Genomic DNA, 14,270 nt, shown 5'->3' on the forward strand with positions numbered 1-14,270 from the left:
GTCGAGTCACAAATGTGTTTTACTGGTATAAGGTGCTGAAATCAAAACCAAACAGGGTACTGAATAACGGTAGGGTGCATTGAGATGAGATGTCGAGGCAATTAGCAGGCTTCGTCGAACTTAGCGTCGATAAGCGCGCAAATGGCATTGAGCGCGGGCTCCGCATCTGGACCTTCGGCAATCAGGGTAATGGTTTTACCCATACCCGTTTCCAGCATGAGTAGCCCTAAAACACTGGCGGCAGAGGCCTGTTTTTCACCTTGGATCAGCGTAATGCTGGCATCAAACTCTGAGGCCAACACCACGAGCTTTGTCGCGGCGCGGGCATGTAAACCGAGTTTATTGCAGATGGTGATTTGGCGCTCAAGCTTTGGCATGGCTTAACTCTCGGTGGCGGGCATTCACTTTGTGTTTACCGTTGCTAAAGCGTTTAGCCAGTTGCTCGGCCACGTAAACTGATCTGTGTTGACCGCCGGTACAGCCGATGGCGATGGTCAGATAGCTGCGGTTATTACGCTCTAAGTGAGGCAACCAAGTCTCGAGTAAATTCTCAATTTGCCAGATGAACTTATTGACAAGCGGCTGGCGATTTAAAAACTCGGCAACGGGTTCATCTAAGCCGGTGAGAGGGCGCAGCTCGGGTTCCCAATGGGGATTGGGTAAAAAGCGCACATCAAACATAAAGTCGGCTTCGGTTGGCATACCATGCTTAAAACCGAAGGACTCGAAGTTGATCACCAGTTCCTTATCGACACTGCCAAGCAGGATTTGCCGCACTTGGTCGCTGAGTTCATAGATATTCAGATTCGAGGTATCTATGTAGTGATCCATCTGTTGTGACAGGGGCTCGAGCAATTTGCCTTCAAGTTTGATGGCTTCTTGCAGTGATACTCGGCTCTTAGATAAGGGATGTAAGCGCCGAGTCTCGCTGTAGCGCTTTAGCAGTACTTTATCGCTGGAATTTAAGAAGAAGCTGGTGAGTTCAGTGCCCTCGGGCAGGCTTGTGAGCTGTTTGACGAGTACCTTGTCTTGCTCCGGCAGATTACGCACGTCGACGCTGATGGCGACGAGATCGTTACTGCCCTTGAGCTGTTCGAGTAAGCTGCCAATCAACGGCAAGGGGAGATTATCGACACAATAATAGCCGAGATCTTCAAGCACTCTAAGTGCGACCGATTTGCCTGAGCCTGAGCGCCCTGACACTATGACCAGTTTCATCCAGTGATTACCTGATAGAGTTCCGTTTCATCATGCGTCTTGCGCAATTGCTTCAATATTTGTTTGTCGCTAAGCTTTTCAGCCATGCAGGACAAAGTGCTTAAGTGCTGTTGACATTGGTCAGCAGGCACCAGCAGAGCAAATAAAATGTCGACAGGTTGTTTATCGATAGCATCAAAGGCTATCGGCTCCTCACATTTCACCAATATGGCTATGGGTTGTGTTATATCGGTTAATCGACCATGTGGGATGGCGATGCCGTTACCTATACCTGTGCTCCCCATCTTTTCGCGCGCCACTAGGCTTTCGAAGATCTCTTGAGATGAGAGGGTGGGGTACTGGGCAGCGGCTAAGTCGCTGATGAGTTCCAGTACCTTTTTCTTACTGCCCGGAGTGGCGCAGGTTGTGCACTCCGGCCGCAGTATGGTACGAAGTTCCATTGCTAGTGTTTTGTTAACTTCTCTTTGTGTTTAATAACCTGACGATCAAGCTTGTCAATCAGGACGTCTATGGCAGCATACATATCTGCATGCTCTGAAGTCGCGAAGACTTCACCACCGGTGAGGTTGATTCTCGCTTCGGCAATTTGTTGCATTTTCTCAACATTGAGCACAACGTGCACATTATTGATCTGTTCGAAATGACGTTCAAGTTTTGAAAACTTTTCCTCAACATATGCCCGTAACGATTCGGTAATCTCGATATGGTGTCCACTCAGGTTTATTTGCATATAAACGTCCTCCGATTTCCACTGTAGGCTATAAACTTTTACGCTGATTGGAAGGGGGAATAAGCATCGCTTCTCGGTACTTCGCAATGGTTCTGCGCGCAACGTTAATTCCCTGTTCTGCCAGAAGTTGCGCCATCTTGCTGTCGCTTAATGGTTTTTTCTGGTTTTCCGCTGCAACCAGTTTCTTAATGAAGGCTCTGATTGCCGTGGATGAGCACTCACCGCCATCATCAGTCCCGACGTGGCTTGAGAAGAAATATTTTAGTTCAAAAAGTCCCTTTGGGGTATGCATGTACTTTTGCGTCGTCACCCGTGAAATGGTGGATTCATGCATCTCGACCGCCTCGGCGATATCGTTCAGGACCATAGGTTTCATGGCTTCTTCACCGTATTCGAAGAAACCCTGTTGATATTGCACTATGCAGTTTGCCACCTTGAGCAGTGTTTCGTTGCGGCTTTCAAGACTTTTGATAAACCATTTAGCCTCTTGCAGATGGCCGCGAATAAATTGGCTATCGGCCTGACTTTTGGTGCTGCGCGCCATGGCTGCATATTGCTGATTAACATTGATTTTTGGCATGCAGTCAGGGTTTAATTCGACCACCCAACGGCCGTTTTTCTTCGATACCGATACATCGGGGATCACATATTCTTCATCGACAGGGGTGATGAGTAAACCGGGGCGAGGGTTTAAGGTTTGGATCAGCGCTATGCTGTCCCTTAAGTCGTCCTCTTTGAGTTTGGTCTTACGCATTAATAATCTAAAGTCGCGGGCAGCGATCAGATCTAAATGATCTTTGATCAGCATGCGGGCGTTTTCGAGGTGTGGGGTGTCCGGCGAAAAATGGGAGAGTTGGATAAGCAGACATTCGCTTAAATCCTTTGCCGCGACACCAACGGGGTCGAAGTGTTGAATACGCTTGAGCACGGCTTCGACTTCATCCAGTTCTATCTCTGGATTGCCCATGGCCTCGAGGATATCTTCAGTACTTTGAGTGAGATATCCCTGATCGTCGATGGCATCAATAATTGCGGTGGCGATGGCTAAATCGGTTTCAGAGAAGGGCGTAAGGTTTTTCTGCCATTCTAAATGTTCGTACAGGCCTTCACTGGTTTCCCCTTGAAAGGGCATATCATCTTCACGGCTAGCACCAGAACCTGAGTTTGGCGATGCGGTAAAGACTTCATCCCAAGTGGTGTCCATGGGCAGTTCTTCGGGCAGGGATTCTTTGGTCAACGACTCGGCAATATCCACGGTGGAATTGTCTTGTTCCTGTGGCTGAGCCGTCGTTTCGCTAAAGTCGGTATCGGCGATATCTTGCTTACGTTCGGTAGGCGCGTCAAATTGCTCCTCTTCCAGCTCGAGAAGAGGATTAGAGTCTAAGGCTTGCTGGATCTCTTGCTGCAGTTCCAATGACGACAATTGCAACAGACGAATGGCCTGTTGAAGTTGTGGCGTCATGGTTAACTGTTGACCCAGTTTGAGCTGGAGTGACGCTTTCATGTTACCGCTGATCCCTACGTTATTATTGTGAATTTAGGCCGCTTGTTATCATATTGATGGCGCTTATTAAGCCAAAATTCAAGGCTAATTGGCTCTGTTTAAGTAACTATAGCCTGAATTGTTCACCTAAGTACACAGCCCTAACTTGCTGATTGTCTAAGATCTCTGCGGGAGTTCCTTCGGCTATCAGATTACCGTGACTGACAATGTAGGCATGTTCACAGACGTCTAAGGTCTCGCGCACATTGTGGTCTGTGATCAGTACCCCAAGGCCTCGGCTCTTGAGTTGTTCGATGATTTTCTTGATGTCGATAACCGAAATCGGGTCGACACCTGCGAAGGGTTCATCGAGCAGAATAAACTTTGGATTGGCCGCTAAGGCGCGGGCAATTTCGACGCGGCGACGTTCACCGCCCGATAACGACATGCCTTGGCTGTCGCGAATATGGGTGATATGGAACTCTTCTAACAGGTGTTCCAGCTCTTCTTCGCGTTGATCGCGATTGAGCTCTTTACGGGTTTGCAGCACCGCCATGATATTGTCGTGCACGGTCAGCTTGCGAAAGATACTGGCTTCCTGTGGCAGGTAACCAATGCCTTTGCGGGCGCGCAGATGCATGGGATCGGCGGTTAAATCATCATCGTCGATAAAGATATGGCCTTTATCGCTTTTCACTAAACCCACGACCATGTAAAAGGTCGTGGTTTTACCCGCACCGTTTGGGCCGAGTAGGCCGACGACTTGACCCGTTTTGACCGTCAGGCTGACATCTTTCACAACCTGACGACTCTTATAACTCTTAGCGAGATTCTGTGCTTTTAAGGTGATTTGGGTCATTGAGAGTCCTGTTTTTTCACAGGTTTGTCCGTGGGCTGATTCTTGAGTTCTTCCTGATAGTTGTCAGGCTGAATAATGGTAATCACGCGATCATCACCGCTACCCGTGCTCTCAGCGATCAGTTTTTGCTGAATAATATTGTAGCGGATGAGATTCCCCGTCACTTGGCTACCCGCTTGGTCTAGGGTGGCTGAGCCGGTTAAGGTCAAGGTGCGAGTCGCCATTTCATAGCGAATTTCTTTGGCGCTGGCAGAAGCTGGACGCCCATCGTCGAGGATCTGGCTGTAGGTCGCAGGATTACCCGTTGCCACTAAAATCTTGCTGTTGTCCCCTTCGGCAGAAAACGCACGTAGTTGATCCGCATGGATTTTAATCGAACCTTGGGTGACTTCTACGGGGCCGAAGAAAATGATCTGATTGTTTTTAATGTCCGCAGTTTGGCTGACGGCCTTAATTTTAACTTCTTGCTGTAAGTCACCGACCTTGGTGAAGGCGCTCATGCTTGTCATCAGCATTAGGCCGGCAAGTAATATGTTATTTTGCTTCATAGGTTCCTACTACCTGACTGGTCAATTTCACTTCCTGCGCGTTAAGGTCGGCATAAAGGCCTTGCCCTTGAATATTAAAATCTTTCCCTGTGACGTAAATGATGCGGTCAGAGGTCATTATCATAGTGTTGAGATCGAGTTCTAAAAAACTGGTGGACAATGTCTGTATGGGTTCACCAGGGCTGATGGCATCGATAATAACATTATTTTCTAATACAACCTTGCCGGTATCTTTGTTGAGTCGACCTTGGTCGGCTCGGATCTGCCATTTTGCTTTACCTTGGTCGGGATAGACAAGATAGACGGGAGCAGTAAAGTCGGTTTGGTTTTTCAGCTCATAGTGTTCCATGTGCTTTGCCGTGACGCGACTGTTAACTTGCCCTTGCTCATTAAATTCAATGCTGCGCAGATCTTCGATAATGTAATCGGGTCTGTCACTGACATTCAAGCTGTCATCCGTATCGCCACCGCGTTTTTGCTGCACTTGCCAATATAGCACCAGTGCAGTGCCAAAAAAGGCGATAATGGCGAGGGTCACACGACTCATATGCTCATCCCATGGGCGGAAGTGAACTTATTTTGGCTCAGTAAGAGCAGATCCGTGAGTTCCCTGAGTGCACCGTGGCCACCATTTAAGTGAGTCACAAAATGGGCATGTTGGCGGACATAGGGATGACCATCGGCAACACAGGCGGCAAGGCCGACCACATTCATCACCGGCAAGTCGACAATATCATCACCGATATAGGCGACTTCTTCTGGGGTGACATTGTAGAGCGACAGCAGCTCTTCATAGGGGACGAATTTATTATCTACGCCCTGATAAATATGGGTTACACCCAGTGCCGTCATGCGGTTTTCGACAATTTTAGACTGGCGGCCAGTGATAACCGCCAGATTAAAACCACTGGTCAATAATGAGCGCACGCCATAACCATCGCGGGTGTGGAAGGCTTTGAGTTCTTCCCCCGAGTTGCTCAAATAAATGCGGCCGTCGGAAAACACTCCGTCCACATCGCAGATCAGCAGTTTAATTTTTTGTGCCCTTTGCCAAACATCGTCGCTGATGGGGCCATAAAAACCTTGCTGTGGCATTAAATCACTCCCGCTTTAACCATATCGAGCATATTGAGCGCACCGACAGGATGATTGTCTTTATCTATCACTATCAGGCCGTTGATATTTTTGGAATCCATCACTTGCAGCGCCTGTGCCGCTAAAACGTTTTCAGTAATTGTGACACAGTTTCGCGTCATCACATCGGCAATCGGCGTGGTGCGTAGGTTGACTTGGGCATCGATAACGCGGCGCAGGTCACCGTCGGTAAAGATACCCACGAGTTTGTTTTGCTCATCGATAACTGCGGTCATGCCAAGGCCTTTCTTGGAGATCTCATACAGGGCATCGGTGATGCAGATATCGTGTTTAACCAGAGGTAAGTCATCACCGCTGTGCATCACGTTGCTGACCTTAAGCAGCAGCTTACGACCTAAGGCGCCGCCCGGATGGGACATGGCGAAATCTTCTCGGGTAAAACCTTTGGCTTGCAGGAGGGCAATGGCGATGGCATCGCCCATGACTAAGGTTGCTGTGGTACTTGAGGTTGGCGCAAGCCCAAGCGGGCAGGCTTCCTCTGGTACTTCAATACATAAATGAATTTTAGATAGACGCGCCATGGTGGATTCTGGCTTGCCTGTCATGGCAATCACTGGGATGGCTTTACGTTGGATAACGGGCATCAGCGCGAGGATTTCGCTCGACTCGCCCGAGTTGGAAATCGCAAGAATCACATCATTGTCCGAGAGCACGCCTAGGTCACCATGGCTGGCTTCACCTGGATGGACAAAAAAAGCTGGGGTACCTGTGCTGGCTAGGGTGGCCGAGATTTTATTGCCAATATGGCCTGATTTTCCCATCCCCATCACTATCACTTTGCCGGTACAGTTGAGAATAAGTTCGCAGGCTTGGGCGAATTCAACGGAATCGACATATTGATAAAGATTGTCGAGGGCCGATTTTTCAATATCGATGACTTTACAGCCCCACTGGCGCAATTGTGATTGGTCTACCATGTCTATCTCTCTTCTTGCATTGTCTTTGTCGCCCCGTTCTGGGATTGGAATAGCACAATTTGGTACGCGATAAAGATGATAAAATTAACGGCTTCGTACTTGAGTAGCGTCTTATTATTCAGTCTCAGCCCATGAGGGTTGAGGCAATAGGGCAGGATAACTTGTTCAGCGATTGAATGCTTTGAGCAATATCATCGTCTTAGTCGTTTTCCACCACCATTTTGGTTGCTATGGTAAGCATGATAACGACTTTGGCATTCAATATGGTTTTTGAGTTAAGTTGTCTTGCCTAGTTCAGTGTTATTTCGCTTATTTTATTAGCCTTGGCTAAACAATCCTGCTGATTTATCAACAAGGGTGAAAACATTAAGTAACACTTTAGCTTCACAGAGCGAAAACTTAGGGCGCATTCTCGCTGGAAATGAGGCAAATTGAAAGTATCGCAGGACGATAGTGTCGATTCTGTTGTAGGTTAAAGCGCAATTACGTACAATTTGCGGCTCTTCGATTGGTCTGGGCAGGAAGCGTAGGCCACCTCTTTTCAAATATCGGAATCAAGCATGACTCAAGAACAAACGCCGTTGGTTGAGATCCGTCATTTGGGCTTCAGCCGTGGCCAGCGTGTCATATATGAAGATATTAGCCTGTCTATCCCTCGGGGCAAAGTGACCGCCATTATGGGCCCCAGTGGTATAGGTAAAACCACTTTGCTTAAGCTTATCGGTGGCCAATTAACGCCCGATAGCGGCCAAGTGTTGTTCGATGGACAAGATGTGCACGCCGTGAGTCGTAATGAATTATTTGAGCTGCGTAAGCGCATGAGCATGTTGTTTCAAAGTGGCGCCTTATTCACCGATATCAACGTCTTCGATAACGTCGCCTTTGCGCTGCGTGAGCATTCGGGATTGCCTGAAGAGATTATCCGCTCAATCGTATTGATGAAGCTCGAAGCCGTTGGCCTGCGTGGCGCCGCGCAGATGATGCCAAGTGAGTTATCCGGTGGGATGCAGCGCCGTGCCGCCCTTGCTCGGGCGATTGCCCTTGAGCCTGAAATGGTGATGTACGATGAGCCCTTTGCCGGACAAGACCCGATTTCCATGGGCGTGCTGGTGAAGCTTATCCGCGAACTCTCCGATGCGCTAAATCTGACCTCGATCGTGGTGTCCCACGATGTGGATGAAGTGCTCGGAATTGCAGATTATGTGTATGTGGTGGCCGATAAAAGAGTGATCGCCCATGGCACGCCTGAGGAGCTAAAGCATGCGGATAATCCGCAGCTCAAACAGTTTATTCAAGGCGCGCCCGATGGTCCCGTGCCTTTCCACTATCCAGCAAAGAATTATCAGCAAGAATTAATGGCTAAAGGAGTTGGCAAGTGAAGTTATTTGACAGTATTGCCGACCTCGGCCGCAGCGCTATCGAGTTAGTGCTCGGTTTTGGCCGTGCGGGCCTGATGCTCTGGGGCGCGATTGTTCGCTGGCCTCGGGTACGTAAGGGGTTTCCATTATTAGTGCGCCAAATCTATGTGGTCGGCGTACAATCTATGGTCATTATTGTGGTCTCGGGCCTGTTTATCGGCATGGTATTGGCGCTGCAGGGCTACAACATCTTAGTCGGTTTCGGTACTGAGGAGAGCTTAGGCCCCATGGTGGCCTTAAGCTTACTGCGTGAACTCGGTCCTGTGGTCACCGCGCTATTATTTGCGGGCCGCGCCGGCTCGGCGCTGACCGCTGAAATCGGTTTGATGAAGAGTACCGAACAGTTATCCAGCTTAGAGATGATGGCGATTGACCCGCTGCGGCAAATCATTGCGCCCCGTTTTTGGGCTGGGGTGATCAGCATGCCGCTGTTGGCGCTGATGTTTACCGCGGTAGGCATTTATGGCGGCCATTTAGTGGGCGTGGAATGGAAAGGTATCGATGGCGGGGCTTTTTGGTCGATTCTGCAAGCTTCGGTCGAATGGCGCCAAGACATAGTGAACTGCCTGATTAAGAGTGGCGTATTTGCCGTGGTGGTGACTTGGATTGCCTTATACCGTGGCTATCAAGTGGTGCCGAATCCTGAGGGGATCAGCCGTGCAACCACCTCAACCGTGGTGCAATCGAGCCTCGCCGTACTGGCATTGGACTTTTTACTAACAGCCCTGATGTTTGGCCGCTAACGGATTGCAGCGCCAAGGATACAGATAGACGGATTAACAGAGTGGTAACTGAGCATGTTGACACGAAAAATTGAATTATTAGTGGGTGTGTTTCTCTTAGCGGGCTTAGCCGCCTTTTTGGTATTGGTGTTTAAAGTCGCCAATATCGAAGTCCAGACCAGCGACAGCAGTTATACCCTCACAGCCAACTTCACCAATATCGGTGGCTTGAAGGTACGCTCGCCAGTCAAGGTCGGCGGGGTCGTGGTTGGTCGCGTGAGTAAGATTGACTTAGACCCGGTAAAACTGGTGGCTGTGGTCACCATTGTGATGGATAAACGTTACGATAAATTCCCTGAAACCAGTAGCTTAGCTATTTTAACTTCAGGTTTACTCGGTGAGCAGTTCCTCGGATTAACACCGGGCTTTGTCGATGATGACGTGAGTATGCTTAAAGATGGTGACAAGATTGACGATACTCGCTCCGCATTAGTGTTAGAAGATCTGATTGGTCAGTTCTTATATAGTATGGGTTCAAAGGATAAATAGGGGTTACCGCTATGTTGAAACGCTTATCGCGCTTTTTACTGCCGTTAGTATGGATATTTACTGCAACGACCGCACTGGCGGATGATGCCACTGTTAACACTATGGACCCTTACGCCATGGTCAAATCCGTTGCCAACAAAACCTTCGACCGCTTTCATCAAGATAAAGCCTTGATCGATGCCGATGCAGATCATCTTAAGGTGATCGTGCGTGAAGAGTTGATGCCTTACATCGACTATAAATACGCTTCATACAAAGTGTTAGGCCAGTATTTAAAAGAGTCGACCGAAGATCAGCGCAATCGCTTCGTCGATGCCTTCGAAGGTTACCTGGTCTCAACCTATGCCCAAGCTTTTACTGAATACACTAACCAAAAAGTGGAGTTTTCTCCCGGTAGTGATTTCAGCAATGAGAAGATTGTCGACGTAAACGTACAGATTATCGAAGCGGGTCGTCCGCCGATTAAGCTGTTGTTTAAAGTGCGTCGCCTCAAGGATGACTCTTGGAAGGCGTTTGACTTAGTTGCCGAAGGCGTGAGTTTGCTGTCCTCTAAGCAATCTGAAATCTCGAATCTTATCCGCCAACAGGGGATTGATGCCGTGATCAAGATGCTGGAAGAGCGCACCAAAGACAAAGTGACTAAACAGCCTAAAGCAGGGAAGTAAGCGCCGTGGTTGAATTTGTGCAACAGGGTAACATTTGCCACCTAAAAGGGCGTTTATCACAGGAACAAGTGGCCGCGTTATGGCCGCAAAGGCAAAGCCTGTTAAGCCAAGAAACCCAAATCTTGTCGCTCACTGAGCTGGAATACAGCGACAGTGCTGGCGTGGCTTTTTTGCTGGCGTTAGTACGCGAGCATGGCACGCCACTACAGCTATGCTCAGCGTCGGATCAGCTAAAAAAATTAATCGATTTATATGATTTACAGTCCTTCTTCACCGAAGAAGCGAATTGAAAAGGTACCGAATTTCATGGAATGCAGCTTAATAGAACAGATTTTACGTGACGCGTTAGCACTGGATGAAGTGCACGCCAGCTCCGATGGCAGCCACTACAAAGTGATCGCGGTCGGTGAATGTTTTGACGGCATGAGCCGTGTAAAACAACAACAAGCCATTTATGCACCCCTGATGAGCTATATCGCCAGCGGTGAGTTACATGCATTAACGATTAAAACTTTCACGCCGACTCAATGGAAACGCGAGAAAATTTTCAACAGCTAGTAGTGAGGAAAAGTGGATAAATTAGCGATTCAAGCAAGCCCTCCGCTTGCTGGTGATGTGATTATTTCCGGCGCTAAAAACGCTGCGCTGCCGATTCTGATGGCAGGCGTGTTAGCCGAGACTGATTTTATTGTGTCGAATGTCCCCAATTTGCGCGATGTGAGCACCAGCTGTAAATTGCTGCGCTGCCTAGGCGCCGATGTGGATGAGTTAGGCAATGGTCAAATCCGTATTTCGACCAAGAACCTTAACGAGTTCTGCGCACCTTACGATCTCGTTAAGACCATGCGTGCCTCTATTCTGATCCTTGGCCCGTTATTAGCCCGTTATGGCACGGCAGATGTGTCATTACCCGGTGGCTGCGCCATTGGTGCTCGTCCAGTAAACCTTCACTTACATGGCCTCGAAATGATGGGCGCCAAGATTGAAGTGAAAGAAGGTTATATCAAGGCCCGTGTCGATGGTCGCTTAAAGGGCGCCCATATTTTTATGGACATGGTGAGCGTGGGCGCGACTGAAAACCTGTTGATGGCCGCGGCACTTGCCGATGGCGAAACCGTGATTGAAAACGCGGCCCGTGAACCAGAAGTGATCGACTTGGCTAACTGTTTGATTGCCATGGGCGCGAAGATCACTGGTGTGGGCAGTGCTACACTGCGTATTCAAGGCGTTGAGCGTCTACAGGGCTGTGAGTACCGTGTGATGCCAGACCGTATCGAAACCGGTTCCTTCCTTGTTGCCGCAGCAGTGACCCGTGGTCGTATCCGTTGCTTAAAGGCCGATCCTGCTTCATTAGAGTCTGTTATCGCAAAACTTGAAGATGCGGGCGCCAAGATCACCACTGGTGAAGATTGGATTGAGCTCGATATGGAAGGCAAGCGTCCAAAAGCGGTAAATATCAAGACGGCGCCATACCCAGGTTTCCCAACCGATATGCAGGCGCAGTTCTGCGTGCTTAACGTATTAGCCCAGGGCACGGCAACCATTACCGAAACCATCTTCGAAAACCGCTTTATGCACGTGCCAGAACTTATCCGTATGGGCGCGAACATGGAGCTTGAAGGCAATACCTGCATTATCCAAGGCATTGAGTCTTTGAGTGGTGCGCAGGTGATGGCGACCGATTTACGTGCTTCGGCAAGTCTAGTGATCGCAGGCTTAGTCGCCGATGGTAAAACCATAGTCGATCGCATCTATCACTTAGATCGCGGTTATGAGCATATCGAGCAGAAGTTCCAAGGATTGGGCGCACATGTAGAACGTGTGCAATAACATTTGCTTAGGATTCGCTTCCAATAAAAAACCAGCTAAGTGCTGGTTTTTTATTGGGTGCAATTTGTTTAGGTAAAAAGGAAAGGGACAAAAACTATTAATCTTTTTACCTATTTATGGAGTTTATTGTCATTGTTTACCCAGTGACTCGCCGCCTCTTTATTTAACATGAAGTATCCCTATAGGCTCGACGGCGACATCTGTAGCACATGGAAGTGTAAATGCCGCGTTCACATGGATGTGAAAGAGCGCCCATGTCGCCAACGGTCACTGGTGCCCCAATGCCAATTTTAACTACCCATTTACGATATGTACGTAAAAAGCAAAGGGACATTTTCGAGTTAAGCCTTAACTCTAACGCGCCTGTTTCGGATAAAAATTTTTATGGGTTAACCCCGCCAACACAGGCCGAACGATAGCGAGGTCCAGCCCATGCATTTTTTGCATGGACGATTGTGTTTGGCTTTGTTATACGCCATCACATGTAACTCCCATACAGTCTTCGATTGTTTTTGCAGATATGTCTATTTGGCATTGTTGGCTAACAGATATTTCTATTTCAATCATCACTGGCCGAATTTTATCAATTTCAGATTGGGGAGGGCGGCGATTGATATCAATGTATGTGTGTCGAAACTCAACTATGCCTTTGTAGTTGGTTCGAAAATAGTAATTTCCATTAAGACCATCGTAGGTATAGAGAAACCTATCAATAATTTCTGGCTGCTGTATACCGCCGAAAGTTAACTCTCGACCGCCTTCTTCTGTGCGGTGCTCAACATCAGAAACACCAACAACTGATTTTGTCGCCTCTACCATGCATTCAATGGGAAGCCTTACAGCGCCAACTGGCGAGTATCTAGAAACACCGTATGTGGTGTCACAGCCCCATAAAATAACCATGCTAAAAGCTGTGAGTAGTATCTTTGCTACTCTCATGAACAGAACTCGAATTGCGTATAACGCTTTAAACAGCGGAAAACGCGAACGTTTTGGCGCAACCAGTAAGCGGTTGCCCGATGATTTAACTTGTTAAATGCCATTTTTCTCACGCTCAGGTTGTTTTATTTTAGGCATTTGTATTTGTAGCAAAACAAATGCTGGCACTAATGGTGCAAATGCTAGCCAAGATTGCATTTGAAAAGCTCAAAAGTAAATGAATCAACTTTGGGTTGGAATAAATCCAAGAATAAATCCGGCCACCCATTTTAAATCAATAACATAATGCACTTTCAGTTTATCTACAACTTGCCCGAGTTAAAATGGCTTAAATAAGAACCATAAATAGTCGTATGAACAGCATAGAGGTAATAAGTTGAGCTAATTTATTCAAAAACGAAGTATTTCAGACGTGTCAAGTGAGCCCATAGTGCTTGAAAGGTGTTAGGCGATGATTATTTTCGAAGTTATATAAGTCAGTTGCTGTGAAAGTGTTGGCAGCTTGCCGTAAAGTGTCGTCGTCAACAACCCAGTAATTTGACATTAAATGTACCTTTTGAGGGTTATTAAATTGCCTAACGCCCGACTAAGGGCAGGCCAACGCATTACATTAAACTCAAGCACAACAACCATAATCACAGTGACTCATTGGGACTGGAAACGCTATGCGTGGCAGTCCCTCTTGAAGCGTTTGTTATATAGCGAAATTCACGTCTACTAATGCGCTAATTTCAACATTTGTACATTCAGGCTTATTGGTAAACCATGTTTCTATTGCCGTTCTGTCGTCCTCAGTTACAGAGTCATAGCGGCCTTTGGCAACAACAAAACAGTCAAATTTGCTATGACTTGCACCTCCGCCAATCATCAGATTTCTAGACTCTACAAAGTCGAGTAATTCGTCAATAACCACATCGTATTCTGATGCTTTATCAATGTTTAAGTCACAAGAGACAGAGAAGCCATAAACCGAAAATTCATCGCTATACAGTTTTTTTCTTAGTCTTCGACTTCTATTTTTCGCCATATTTCCTCCTATTTCGCATAGGCATTGAGTAGTTTGTCTGAGGTGATAGAGGATAAATAACTGGTAAAACCGAGGCAGAAAATAAGGCTGATCCCACCGAAAAAGAAGGTGAGTCGGTATCGTAGTGAGTTAAACCAGCTAAATCTGCTCAAACCTTTTAACCTCATATTCATACAGATATTCGCGTTTCATCATATAGATGCCGGCCAA

The 14,270-nt window shown here is 47.6% G+C and carries 19 protein-coding genes; 7 read left to right on the forward strand and 12 right to left on the reverse strand.

Annotated elements, in window-relative coordinates:
* Positions 1-101: 101 nt before the first annotated feature.
* From SHEWMR4_RS03495 to SHEWMR4_RS03540, 10 genes are all read right to left on the reverse strand, one after another.
* Complete coding sequence (locus SHEWMR4_RS03495) at positions 102-377, reverse strand: HPr family phosphocarrier protein (protein ID WP_011621467.1); 276 nt, start codon at positions 375-377, stop codon at positions 102-104.
* Complete coding sequence (gene rapZ / locus SHEWMR4_RS03500) at positions 364-1,218, reverse strand: RNase adapter RapZ (RefSeq protein ID WP_011621468.1); 855 nt, start codon at positions 1,216-1,218, stop codon at positions 364-366. The genes SHEWMR4_RS03495 and rapZ overlap by 14 nt, the downstream gene beginning before the upstream one ends.
* Positions 1,215-1,658, reverse strand: coding sequence for a PTS IIA-like nitrogen regulatory protein PtsN (gene ptsN / locus SHEWMR4_RS03505; protein ID WP_011621469.1), 444 nt, complete (start codon positions 1,656-1,658; stop codon positions 1,215-1,217). Before ptsN ends, rapZ begins: the two co-directional genes overlap by 4 nt.
* 2 nt (positions 1,659-1,660) lie before the next feature.
* Entirely contained in the window at positions 1,661-1,948 is a 288-nt protein-coding gene (gene hpf / locus SHEWMR4_RS03510) for a ribosome hibernation promoting factor (RefSeq protein WP_007650503.1), read from the reverse strand.
* A gap of 28 nt (positions 1,949-1,976) precedes the next feature.
* Positions 1,977-3,452, reverse strand: a complete 1,476-nt coding sequence (locus SHEWMR4_RS03515; protein ID WP_011621470.1) for an RNA polymerase factor sigma-54 — start codon at positions 3,450-3,452, stop codon at positions 1,977-1,979.
* Positions 3,453-3,558: 106 nt separating this feature from the next.
* Positions 3,559-4,290 (reverse strand): LPS export ABC transporter ATP-binding protein, encoded by a 732-nt coding sequence (gene lptB, locus SHEWMR4_RS03520; protein WP_011621471.1) that lies wholly within the window; start codon positions 4,288-4,290, stop codon positions 3,559-3,561.
* Entirely contained in the window at positions 4,287-4,838 is a 552-nt protein-coding gene (lptA, locus tag SHEWMR4_RS03525) for a lipopolysaccharide transport periplasmic protein LptA (protein WP_011621472.1), read from the reverse strand. The genes lptB and lptA overlap by 4 nt, the downstream gene beginning before the upstream one ends.
* Positions 4,825-5,385 carry an LPS export ABC transporter periplasmic protein LptC gene (gene lptC / locus SHEWMR4_RS03530; protein ID WP_011621473.1) on the reverse strand — a complete coding sequence of 187 codons (561 nt, stop codon included), beginning with the start codon at positions 5,383-5,385 and terminating at the stop codon, positions 4,825-4,827. The genes lptA and lptC overlap by 14 nt, the downstream gene beginning before the upstream one ends.
* Positions 5,382-5,933 carry a 3-deoxy-manno-octulosonate-8-phosphatase KdsC gene (kdsC, locus tag SHEWMR4_RS03535; protein WP_011621474.1) on the reverse strand — a complete coding sequence of 184 codons (552 nt, stop codon included), beginning with the start codon at positions 5,931-5,933 and terminating at the stop codon, positions 5,382-5,384. Before kdsC ends, lptC begins: the two co-directional genes overlap by 4 nt.
* Complete coding sequence (locus tag SHEWMR4_RS03540) at positions 5,933-6,910, reverse strand: KpsF/GutQ family sugar-phosphate isomerase (RefSeq protein WP_011621475.1); 978 nt, start codon at positions 6,908-6,910, stop codon at positions 5,933-5,935. Before SHEWMR4_RS03540 ends, kdsC begins: the two co-directional genes overlap by 1 nt.
* Before the next feature lie 560 nt (positions 6,911-7,470).
* On the opposite strand from SHEWMR4_RS03540, the gene mlaF reads away from it, so the two are divergent.
* Genes mlaF through murA form a run of 7 tightly spaced genes read left to right on the forward strand, consistent with a single transcriptional unit; the run spans position 7,471 to position 12,094 of the window.
* Positions 7,471-8,289, forward strand: coding sequence for a phospholipid ABC transporter ATP-binding protein MlaF (gene mlaF, locus SHEWMR4_RS03545; RefSeq protein WP_011621476.1), 819 nt, complete (start codon positions 7,471-7,473; stop codon positions 8,287-8,289).
* Positions 8,286-9,071 carry a lipid asymmetry maintenance ABC transporter permease subunit MlaE gene (gene mlaE, locus SHEWMR4_RS03550; protein ID WP_011621477.1) on the forward strand — a complete coding sequence of 262 codons (786 nt, stop codon included), beginning with the start codon at positions 8,286-8,288 and terminating at the stop codon, positions 9,069-9,071. Before mlaF ends, mlaE begins: the two co-directional genes overlap by 4 nt.
* Before the next feature lie 54 nt (positions 9,072-9,125).
* On the forward strand, positions 9,126-9,599 hold the full coding sequence (mlaD, locus tag SHEWMR4_RS03555; protein ID WP_011621478.1) for an outer membrane lipid asymmetry maintenance protein MlaD: 474 nt from the start codon (positions 9,126-9,128) through the stop codon (positions 9,597-9,599).
* Between the two features lie 11 nt (positions 9,600-9,610).
* On the forward strand, positions 9,611-10,264 hold the full coding sequence (locus SHEWMR4_RS03560; RefSeq protein WP_011621479.1) for a phospholipid-binding protein MlaC: 654 nt from the start codon (positions 9,611-9,613) through the stop codon (positions 10,262-10,264).
* 5 nt (positions 10,265-10,269) lie between these two features.
* Entirely contained in the window at positions 10,270-10,554 is a 285-nt protein-coding gene (locus tag SHEWMR4_RS03565) for a lipid asymmetry maintenance protein MlaB (RefSeq protein WP_011621480.1), read from the forward strand.
* Between the two features lie 16 nt (positions 10,555-10,570).
* Positions 10,571-10,822 (forward strand): BolA family protein, encoded by a 252-nt coding sequence (locus SHEWMR4_RS03570; protein WP_011621481.1) that lies wholly within the window; start codon positions 10,571-10,573, stop codon positions 10,820-10,822.
* Positions 10,823-10,834: 12 nt separating this feature from the next.
* Positions 10,835-12,094: a UDP-N-acetylglucosamine 1-carboxyvinyltransferase gene (murA, locus tag SHEWMR4_RS03575; RefSeq protein WP_011621482.1), complete on the forward strand. Its 1,260-nt coding sequence runs from the start codon at positions 10,835-10,837 to the stop codon at positions 12,092-12,094.
* A 468-nt stretch (positions 12,095-12,562) separates the two neighbouring features.
* Here the strand turns inward: murA and SHEWMR4_RS03580 are convergent, their stop codons facing one another.
* Together SHEWMR4_RS03580 and SHEWMR4_RS03585 are read right to left on the reverse strand one after the other, a co-directional pair.
* A complete protein-coding gene (locus tag SHEWMR4_RS03580; RefSeq protein ID WP_049764453.1) occupies positions 12,563-13,033 on the reverse strand; it encodes a hypothetical protein in 471 nt (156 codons plus the stop codon).
* Positions 13,034-13,727: 694 nt separating this feature from the next.
* On the reverse strand, positions 13,728-14,060 hold the full coding sequence (locus tag SHEWMR4_RS03585) for a YggL family protein (protein WP_011621483.1): 333 nt from the start codon (positions 14,058-14,060) through the stop codon (positions 13,728-13,730).
* Positions 14,061-14,270 lie beyond the last annotated feature (210 nt).

This window comes from Shewanella sp. MR-4 (assembly GCF_000014685.1).
Taxonomy (GTDB): Bacteria; Pseudomonadota; Gammaproteobacteria; order Enterobacterales; family Shewanellaceae; genus Shewanella.

What these genes read in the sequence shown, in the direction of transcription:
- SHEWMR4_RS03495 (WP_011621467.1), bottom strand. Translation starts at nt 377, where the DNA reads ATGCCAAAGCTTGAGCGCCAAATCACCATCTGCAATAAACTCGGTTTA.
- rapZ (WP_011621468.1), bottom strand. Translation starts at nt 1,218, where the DNA reads ATGAAACTGGTCATAGTGTCAGGGCGCTCAGGCTCAGGCAAATCGGTC.
- ptsN (WP_011621469.1), bottom strand. Translation starts at nt 1,658, where the DNA reads ATGGAACTTCGTACCATACTGCGGCCGGAGTGCACAACCTGCGCCACT.
- hpf (WP_007650503.1), bottom strand. Translation starts at nt 1,948, where the DNA reads ATGCAAATAAACCTGAGTGGACACCATATCGAGATTACCGAATCGTTA.
- SHEWMR4_RS03515 (WP_011621470.1), bottom strand. Translation starts at nt 3,452, where the DNA reads ATGAAAGCGTCACTCCAGCTCAAACTGGGTCAACAGTTAACCATGACG.
- lptB (WP_011621471.1), bottom strand. Translation starts at nt 4,290, where the DNA reads ATGACCCAAATCACCTTAAAAGCACAGAATCTCGCTAAGAGTTATAAG.
- lptA (WP_011621472.1), bottom strand. Translation starts at nt 4,838, where the DNA reads ATGAAGCAAAATAACATATTACTTGCCGGCCTAATGCTGATGACAAGC.
- lptC (WP_011621473.1), bottom strand. Translation starts at nt 5,385, where the DNA reads ATGAGTCGTGTGACCCTCGCCATTATCGCCTTTTTTGGCACTGCACTG.
- kdsC (WP_011621474.1), bottom strand. Translation starts at nt 5,933, where the DNA reads ATGCCACAGCAAGGTTTTTATGGCCCCATCAGCGACGATGTTTGGCAA.
- SHEWMR4_RS03540 (WP_011621475.1), bottom strand. Translation starts at nt 6,910, where the DNA reads ATGGTAGACCAATCACAATTGCGCCAGTGGGGCTGTAAAGTCATCGAT.
- mlaF (WP_011621476.1), top strand. Translation starts at nt 7,471, where the DNA reads ATGACTCAAGAACAAACGCCGTTGGTTGAGATCCGTCATTTGGGCTTC.
- mlaD (WP_011621478.1), top strand. Translation starts at nt 9,126, where the DNA reads ATGTTGACACGAAAAATTGAATTATTAGTGGGTGTGTTTCTCTTAGCG.
- SHEWMR4_RS03560 (WP_011621479.1), top strand. Translation starts at nt 9,611, where the DNA reads ATGTTGAAACGCTTATCGCGCTTTTTACTGCCGTTAGTATGGATATTT.
- SHEWMR4_RS03570 (WP_011621481.1), top strand. Translation starts at nt 10,571, where the DNA reads ATGGAATGCAGCTTAATAGAACAGATTTTACGTGACGCGTTAGCACTG.
- SHEWMR4_RS03580 (WP_049764453.1), bottom strand. Translation starts at nt 13,033, where the DNA reads ATGAGAGTAGCAAAGATACTACTCACAGCTTTTAGCATGGTTATTTTA.
- SHEWMR4_RS03585 (WP_011621483.1), bottom strand. Translation starts at nt 14,060, where the DNA reads ATGGCGAAAAATAGAAGTCGAAGACTAAGAAAAAAACTGTATAGCGAT.